The sequence below is a fragment of the Mesorhizobium sp. M7A.F.Ca.US.002.01.1.1 genome, from assembly GCF_004022955.1.
Taxonomy (GTDB): domain Bacteria; phylum Pseudomonadota; class Alphaproteobacteria; order Rhizobiales; family Rhizobiaceae; genus Mesorhizobium; species Mesorhizobium ciceri.
On sequence record NZ_RZQE01000284.1, the window covers coordinates 1 to 7,877 of the forward strand.

The following is a 7,877-nucleotide window of genomic DNA, read 5'->3' on the forward strand; positions in this document are numbered from 1 at the left end:
ACGACATGCATCAAAACAAAAAACTAAAGCGCGTCGGGACGCGATTTAGGCCATGAGAAATCCGGACATCGTCATCATCGGCTCCGGCATCGGCGGCGCCACGATCGCTTCCGGCCTTGCCGGCAGCGGCGCCTCGATCTTGATGCTCGAGCGCGGCGAGCCGTTGCCGGCGACGCCGCACGCGCGCGACACGCGCTCGATCTTCGTCGACGGCCATTATAGGCCGAAGGAGATGTGGCGTGAGGCCGGCGGCGCCGCCTTCAACCCCGGCAATTATTATTATGTCGGCGGCAATTCGAAGTTCTATGGCGCGGTGCTGATCCGCTACCGCAAGGAAGATTTCGCCGCCATGGAGCACTTTGGCGGGGTCTCGCCGGCATGGCCGTTCTCCTATGAGGAATTCGAGCCCTGGTATTCGAAAGCCGAACAGCTGTTTCGCGTGCGCGGTGCACTGGGCGAGGATCCGACCGAGCCGTTCCATTCGATCCCCTACGCCTACAAGCCGGTGCCCGACGAGGCGCCGATCGCCCGCGCCCGCGCCGAGCTGAAAAACCTCGGCCTGCATCCGGCCTCGCTGCCGCTCGGCGTCGACATCGACACCTGGCTGAAAGAGGGCAAGACCGGCTGGGATGCGTTTCCCAACACCGGCCAGGGCAAGGTCGACGCGCAGACAGGACCGCTGACGGCGGCCCTGAAGGACACCAACATCCGGCTCGAGACCGGCTGTTATGTCGAGTACCTGGAGGCATCGACCGACGGCAAAACCATTGCTGCCATCCACTATCGGCAGAATGGTGAGCTGAAAAAGGTCGCGCCGAAACTGGTCATCCTCTCCGCTGGCGCGGTCAATTCCGCCGTCATCCTGCTGCGATCACCGTCTCCTGATGGCAAGGGCCTTGCCAACCGCTCCGATCAGGTCGGGCGCAATTTCATGAACCACAATTCCAGCGCCATGCTGGCGATCGATCCGCGCCGCCGCAACGATGCCGTCTACCAGAAGACGCTGATGCTCAACGACTACTATCTGTCCGACGGCAAGGGCGGTAAGCCGCTGGGGAACGTCCAACTGCTCGGCAAGATCGACGGCAACATGCTGCGGGCCAATGTCAAGTACACGCCGGGATTCGCGCTCGACTTCATGGCCGGCCACGCCGTCGACTGGTACCTTATGTGCGAAGACCTGCCCGACCCGGAAAGCCGCATCATGGTCGACGGCAAGGACATCATCATGCAGTGGCGGCGCTCCAACATGCAGTCGCTCGACGGGCTGAACAAGGTAATGCGCGAAAACTTCCGCGCCTGCGGCTATCCCATCGTGCTGTCGCGCCCCTTCGACAAGCGCACGCCGTCGCATCAATGCGGCACGATCAAGATGGGCGACGATCCGGCGACGGCGGCGCTCGACCCCTACTGCCGCTCCTTCGACCACCGGAACCTGTTCGTCGTCGACGCCGGTTTCCTGCCGAACTCGGCGGCGGTCAACCCAGCGCTGTCGATTGCAGCCCAAGCGCTGCGCGTTGCTGACCACATCCGCAAGACGGACCTCGCCGCATGACCCGCCCCGCCGCCATCGTCACCGGCGGCGCGCGCGGCATCGGCCTCGCCTGCGCCCAGGCACTGGCGGATGCCGGCTTCGATATTCTGGTCGCCGACCTTGCCGAAACAGCCGCCGACGGACTTGCCCCCGACATCACCAAGCGTGGCGCAAAATTCGCCTATGTCAGGTGCGACATCGCGGACCTCGACACCCATACAGCACTTGTCGATGCCGCGATGCGCGCCTTCGGCCGCATCGACTGCCTGGTCAACAATGCCGGCGTCGGCGCCGTGGTGCGCGGTGACCTCTTGGACCTCAAGCCGGAGAATTTCGATCGCACGCTGGGCATCAACCTGCGCGGCACCGTCTTCCTCAGCCAGGCTGTCGCCAAGGCGATGCTGGCTGCGCCAGGCGATCAGAGATCCATCATCACCATCACCTCGGTCAGTGCTGAAATGGCGTCGCCGGAACGGCCGGACTACTGCATCTCGAAGGCCGGGCTTTCGATGTGGGTGAAGAACCTGGCGTTGCGGCTTGCGCCTGAAAACATCGCCGTCTTCGAAGTCCGGCCCGGCATCATCCGCACCGACATGACCTCAGGCGTGACCGCCAAATATGACGCCCTTATCGACGGCGGCCTGGTTCCGGCCAAACGCTGGGGCGAAGCATCGGACATCGGCGCGGTGGTGGCGACGCTCGCCGGCGGCAAGCTCGGCTTTTCGACCGGCTCGATCATCAATGTCGACGGCGCGCTCTCGGTGCCACGGCTATGAATGGATCAGGAAATGACTGACTATATCATCGTGGGCGCCGGTCCTGCCGGCTGCGTTATGGCCAACCGGCTGAGCGAAGATCCCAGCAATTCGGTCCTGCTGCTGGAAGCCGGCGGCAAGGACTGGCACCCCTACATCCACATGCCGGCGGGCTTCGCCAAGATGACCAAAGGCATTGCTTCCTGGGGTTGGTCGACCGTGCCGCAAAAGCACATGAAGGACCGCGTCTTCTGGTACACGCAGGCCAAGGTGGTCGGCGGCGGCTCGTCCATCAACGCGCAGATCTACACGCGCGGCAATGCCCGCGACTACGACGCCTGGGAGAAGGAAGAAGGCCTCGCCGGCTGGGGCTATCGCGACGTGCTGCCCTATTTCAAGCGCGCCGAAAACAACCAGCGCTACGCCAACGACTTTCATGGCGACCAGGGCCCGCTCGGCGTGTCCAACCCGATTGCGCCGCTACCTATCTGCGAGGCCTATTTCCGTGCCGGCCAGGAGATGGGCATCCCCTTCAACCCGGACTTCAACGGCGCTGCCCAGGAAGGCGTCGGCTACTACCAGCTGACCCAGAAGGATGCCCGACGCTCCTCCGCCTCGGTCGCTTATTTGAAGCCGATCCGCAGCCGCAAGAACCTGACCCTCCGAACCGATGTGCTGGTGACGCGCATCGTCGTCGAGAACGGTCGCGCTATCGGCGTCGAGGTGGTCGACAGGCCGGGCGGCGAGAAGAAAATCCTGCGCGCCGAACGCGAGGTGATCGTCTCGTCCGGCGCCATCGGCTCGCCGAAACTCCTGATGCAGTCGGGGATCGGCCCCGCAGACCATCTGAAGTCGGTCGGCGTCACGCCGGTGCATGACCTGCCCGGCGTCGGCTCCAACATGCAGGACCATCTCGATTTGTTCGTCATCGCCGAATGCACCGGCGATCACACCTATGACAACTACGCCAAGCTGCACCGCACGGCCTGGGCCGGTCTGCAATATCTGCTGCTGAAGAAAGGCCCGGTGGCCTCCAGCCTGTTCGAGACCGGCGGCTTCTGGTACGCCGACCCGACCGCCGCCTCGCCCGACATTCAGTTCCATCTCGGCTTGGGATCCGGCATCGAGGCCGGCGTCGAGAAGCTGAACAATCCAGGTGTCACCCTGAACTCGGCCTTCCTGCGGCCGCGCTCACGCGGCACGGTGCGGCTGAAGAGTGCCGACCCGGCCGACCACCCGCTGATCGATCCGAACTACTGGTCCGATCCCTATGACCGCGCCATGTCGATCAAGGGGCTGCGACTGGCGCGCCAGATCATGCGGCAGAAGGCGCTTGCCCCTTACGTGCTGCGCGAAGTGCTGCCCGGGCCGTCGCTCGCCAGCGACGACGAGCTGTTCGACTATGCCTGCCGCACCTCCAAAACCGACCATCACCCGGTTGGCACCTGCCGCATGGGCCATGACGACATGGCCGTGGTGACACCGGATCTGCGGTTGCGCGGCATCGAGGGCCTGCGCGTTTGCGATGCCTCGGTGATGCCGCGCGTGCCTTCATCCAACACCAATGCGCCGACAATAATGGTCGGTGAAAAAGGAGCCGATCTGGTCCTCGGCCGCGAGCCGCTGCCGCCGGCGGTGTTTTCCGGAAACCGGGCTGCTTAGCCGCTGAGGAGCAAGACATGATCAGGCACTGTGTTTTCGCTAGATTTCGCAATGATGTCGACGCCGCCGAACGCACGGCGATCCATGCCGATCTCGAAGCGCTGCGACAGGTTATCGACGGCATGGACGCCGTAAAATTCAGCGCCAATGTCAGCCCGGAGCCGTTCGCACGCGGCTTCACCCATGGCTTCACCATCGACTTCCGCGATGCTGCCGCGCGCGATGCCTATCTTGCGCATGAAGCGCACCAGCGCGCCGGCGCACGCCTGGTCGCTGCCCTGGAAGGCGGCACGGACGGGCTGATGGTGTTTGATCTCGAAATCTAGACTCACCATCAAGCCACGATCGAGTTCATCGACAGATGGCGCCGGTCGCTCCTCATCGCACCTCAGCGGGCGTTCGATCAAATGAGCCGCGCGAAAAAGTGACCACCGGTCTTCCCTGAACTGGCTGATAATTCCTCACATCGATGATGGTGGAGGAGGAAGATTTGCCCCTTAATTCGCAGCAGAAGAAGACCGTCCTCGCCTCGTTCCTGGGCTGGACGCTCGATGCTTTCGATTTCTTCCTTCTGACATTCCTGCTCACCGATATCGCGACCGAATTCCACGCCGACGTGCCCGCGGTCTCCAAGGCGCTGTTCCTGACCTTGGCCACACGCTTCATCGGCGCGTTCTTCTTCGGCATGCTTGCCGACAAATACGGGCGCAAGCCGATCCTCATGCTCAACATCGTGAGCTATTCGGTGATCGGCGCGCTGGCCGCCTTCTCGCCCAATCTCGGCATCTTCCTCGCCCTGCGTGCGCTGTTCGGCATCGCCATGGGCGGCGAATGGGGGCTTGGCAGTTCGCTGGCCATGGAATCCATTCCGCCGAGCGCACGCGGCATGGTCTCCGGCATCCTGCAATGCGGCTATCCGGCCGGCTATCTGCTGGCGGCGGTGGTCTATGGCCTGCTCTATCAGCAGACGATCGGCGGCTACACGATCGGCTGGCGCGCCATGTTCCTGCTCAGCTTCGTGCCGGCGCTGATTGTGCTCTTCATCCGCTCGCATGTGCCGGAATCGCCGGCCTTCGTCGAAGCGCAGAAGACGGCTCGACCGGGCATGTGGGAAACCCTGCAGAAACACTGGGGTGTCGCGCTCTATGCCGTCGTGCTGATGATGTTCTTCAATTTCTTTAGTCATGGCACGCAGGACCTCTACCCGACCTTCCTGAAGAAGCAGCACGGCTTCGATCCGCATACGGTGAGCTGGATCACCATCGTCGCCAATATCGGCGCCATCGTCGGCGGCCTGGCATTCGGCGCGCTGTCCGAAAAGATCGGCCGCGTCAACGCCATCACGCTGGCCTGCCTGATCGCCTTGCCGTCGATCCCGCTATGGGCCTACTCGACCACGCCGTTCATGCTCGCCATCGGCGCCTTCGTCATGCAGGTCGCGGTCCAGGGCGCCTGGGGCGTCATCCCCGTGCACCTCAACGAGCTTTCGCCCGGGGCGGTGCGGGCGACCTTGCCCGGCTTTATCTATCAGGCGGGCAATCTCGCCGCGTCCTATGGCGGCCCCTATCAGGCAGGAATCGCGGAAAGCGCCGGAGGCAGCTATGGCTATGCCCTGGCGCTGTTCGCAGGCGTGGTCGCCATCTGCATCATCGTCGTCATCCGTTTCAGTCCGGAACGACGTGGCCAGTTGATGACCGTACTCAATTAGGGTCGAAATCAGCCGAGCCTGAGCGCAACGACGCCGGCGACGATGCTGAGCGCGGCGGCACCGCGCCAGCCGGTCATTTTTTCGCCGAGAGCGAAGACCGAGATCATCATGGCAAACAGAATCGAGGTTTCGCGCAGCGAGGCCACGGAGGCGATCGGCGCCTTGGTCATCGCCCACATGACGATCCAGTAGGCGGCGCCGCTGAGCACGCCCGTGAACAGTCCTGCCTTCCAGTCGCGCGCCAACACCGGCAGCGCCTTCGGCCCGCGGAAGATGAGGCACAGCACCAAGGCGCCAAAAGCATCGCAGATGAACAGCCAGGCTGCATAGCTCTGCGCGGTTGCCGCCAGCCGTGCGCCGCTGCCGTCGGACAGCGTGTAACTGGCAATGAAGATGGAAGTGCCCAGTGCGAAGCCAACCGCGCGCAGATTGAGTTTTTCCAGATGTGCGCCGCCACGAAACGACATCACCAGCGTGCCGGCCGACAACAGGAAGATGCCGAGCATGGCGAACGGGCCGGGAATCTCGGCAACGACGAACATGCCGCCAAAGGCCGAGAGCAGAGGTGCGGTGCCCCGCGCCAGCGGATAGGTCTGGGCGAAATCGCCCGCCTTGTAGGCGCCGATCAGGAAGGTGCGGTAGCCCATGTGGAAAATGACGGAGGCGATGATGTAGGGCCACACCTCCGCCTTCGGCACTTCGACGAAGGGCAGCACCACGAGTGCCGCCGCGCCCATGCCGAGCGTCATCAGCGTGATCGACAGGAAGCGGTCGAGATGAACCTTGACCAGCGCATTCCAGATCGCGTGCATGGCAGCGGCGGCAAGCACTGCAAAAAAAACGAAAAGCGTCATGTGGCAATGCCGGGCGTTTCCAGGTCGATGTCGACCCGCAACGGAAAATGATCCGACGCAACCTCGTCGATATCGGCACAGATCGAACGCACCCGCCCGGCGAACATGCCGCCGACGAAGCAATGGTCGAGCCGGCGCTTTGCCAGTCTGCCGTCGATGTTCTTCACATGGGTGTGGAAGTCCGGAACCGGCTCCCCGGCAACAGCGGCGGCATCGACGAAACCGCTGAGATAGGCGGCACCCGGATGGTAGGGCGTGCTGCCGACGATGCGGCGATATTCGGCGCTGCCCGGCTCCATGTTGAAATCGCCCATCCAGATCGCCGCCAGCGGGTTTTCCGGCTCCGCTTCGCCGCTGGTCCAGTTGCGCGTGGGCTCGTCGTCGACGCCGCTCCACGGCCCGCCGTCGGACGGTGCCCGGCGATGCTCGGCCAGGAGATAGTCGATCTGCTCCAGCCGCTCCTCGGCCGCGATATGGGCGAGATGCAGCGACAACACCCGCACCGGCCCTGCCGGCGTGCGGATCATGCATTCGAGTGCTGCATTGCGGGTGTTGAGCGGCCGCTGCGTGCGGCGCATCGGCAGCGCATGCAGCCGCGACCAGACGATCGGCAGTTTCGACAGCACCATGGTGCCGAACTGGCGGCGCCGGTTGACCAGGCGGCCGTCATGCCGCTCGCTGGCGTCCATGTCGAAGGCCGGGCCATAGACCCAGTGATAGTCGGGCAGCAGGCTGGAAAGCAGTTCCGGCTGATCGTCGAAATTGCTGCGTTGCCAGTGACGCTCGACTTCCTGCAGTGCAATGACGTCGGCGCCGGCAACGATGCGCGCGGCGCGCGAAAGATCGTAGCGCCCGTCGCTGCCGAACCCGTACTGGATGTTGTAGCTGACCAGCTTCATTGCTTATCCGGCTCAATTTCGTGTTGGCAGTAGCGGTTCGATGCCGCGGTTGCAATGTGCAGGAGAATGGACGTGGCTTGGACCAGCCTTGCCCCTGACCGGGATCATGCACCGATCCCGAAGCACTTCGGTATCTTCCGTGCGCCGGAAAACGGCGTGCGATGCCTCAAGTATTCAGCGGCTGGAACCGGCCGGGTGGCGACGCGGCCAGTTCGGTCCAGTCGATCTCTTCCTCAAGGCGATGATAGGCTTCGTCGCCAATCGTCTCGTTGCGGCGCAATTCCTCCAGCGCGTCGCGCTGGCTCTTGATCGCATAAAGACGCAAGCGGTCATATTCGGTCGCCGCCTGGGCATCGTCGGGGTTTTTGGCGATCTTGCGTTGAGCGGCATATTGCTCGCGCACCGCGGCCGCAGCGTCCGATGTCTTGCCGCTCAATATGTCGAGCGCCGCCTGCATGACCACAA

7 protein-coding genes and 1 pseudogene are annotated in these 7,877 nt (G+C 63.6%); 5 read left to right on the forward strand and 3 right to left on the reverse strand.

What is annotated here, in order from left to right; translation table 11 throughout:
• Nucleotides 1-52 precede the first annotated feature (52 nt).
• From EN932_RS23530 to EN932_RS23550, 5 genes are all read left to right on the forward strand, one after another.
• The gene (locus EN932_RS23530; RefSeq protein ID WP_127368972.1) at nt 53-1,555 is read left to right on the forward strand and encodes a GMC family oxidoreductase; all 1,503 of its coding nucleotides are present in this window, start codon (nt 53-55) and stop codon (nt 1,553-1,555) included.
• On the forward strand, nt 1,552-2,310 hold the full coding sequence (locus tag EN932_RS23535; RefSeq protein ID WP_127368971.1) for a 3-ketoacyl-ACP reductase: 759 nt from the start codon (nt 1,552-1,554) through the stop codon (nt 2,308-2,310). Before EN932_RS23530 ends, EN932_RS23535 begins: the two co-directional genes overlap by 4 nt.
• Nucleotides 2,311-2,322: 12 nt before the next feature.
• On the forward strand, nt 2,323-3,951 hold the full coding sequence (locus EN932_RS23540; protein WP_127384926.1) for a choline dehydrogenase: 1,629 nt from the start codon (nt 2,323-2,325) through the stop codon (nt 3,949-3,951).
• Nucleotides 3,952-3,968: 17 nt separating this feature from the next.
• The gene (locus EN932_RS23545; RefSeq protein WP_127369605.1) at nt 3,969-4,277 is read left to right on the forward strand and encodes a Dabb family protein; all 309 of its coding nucleotides are present in this window, start codon (nt 3,969-3,971) and stop codon (nt 4,275-4,277) included.
• A gap of 164 nt (nt 4,278-4,441) precedes the next feature.
• The gene (locus EN932_RS23550) at nt 4,442-5,659 is read left to right on the forward strand and encodes an MFS transporter (RefSeq protein ID WP_024502755.1); all 1,218 of its coding nucleotides are present in this window, start codon (nt 4,442-4,444) and stop codon (nt 5,657-5,659) included.
• A gap of 8 nt (nt 5,660-5,667) precedes the next feature.
• Here the strand turns inward: EN932_RS23550 and EN932_RS23555 are convergent, their stop codons facing one another.
• The 3 genes and pseudogenes from EN932_RS23555 to EN932_RS23565 form a co-directional block, all read right to left on the reverse strand.
• Nucleotides 5,668-6,513, reverse strand: coding sequence for an EamA family transporter (locus EN932_RS23555; protein ID WP_013529691.1), 846 nt, complete (start codon nt 6,511-6,513; stop codon nt 5,668-5,670).
• On the reverse strand, nt 6,510-7,412 hold the full coding sequence (locus tag EN932_RS23560) for an endonuclease/exonuclease/phosphatase family protein (protein WP_127369604.1): 903 nt from the start codon (nt 7,410-7,412) through the stop codon (nt 6,510-6,512). The genes EN932_RS23555 and EN932_RS23560 overlap by 4 nt, the downstream gene beginning before the upstream one ends.
• Nucleotides 7,413-7,578: 166 nt before the next feature.
• Nucleotides 7,579-7,877: pseudogene (locus EN932_RS23565) on the reverse strand (sodium:proton antiporter); the annotation flags it as partial.

Excerpts from the sequence above, each read along its gene's own strand:
- EN932_RS23530 (WP_127368972.1), top strand. The coding sequence starts at position 53 with ATGAGAAATCCGGACATCGTCATCATCGGCTCCGGCATCGGCGGCGCC.
- EN932_RS23535 (WP_127368971.1), top strand. The coding sequence starts at position 1,552 with ATGACCCGCCCCGCCGCCATCGTCACCGGCGGCGCGCGCGGCATCGGC.
- EN932_RS23540 (WP_127384926.1), top strand. The coding sequence starts at position 2,323 with ATGACTGACTATATCATCGTGGGCGCCGGTCCTGCCGGCTGCGTTATG.
- EN932_RS23545 (WP_127369605.1), top strand. The coding sequence starts at position 3,969 with ATGATCAGGCACTGTGTTTTCGCTAGATTTCGCAATGATGTCGACGCC.
- EN932_RS23555 (WP_013529691.1), bottom strand. The coding sequence starts at position 6,513 with ATGACGCTTTTCGTTTTTTTTGCAGTGCTTGCCGCCGCTGCCATGCAC.
- EN932_RS23560 (WP_127369604.1), bottom strand. The coding sequence starts at position 7,412 with ATGAAGCTGGTCAGCTACAACATCCAGTACGGGTTCGGCAGCGACGGG.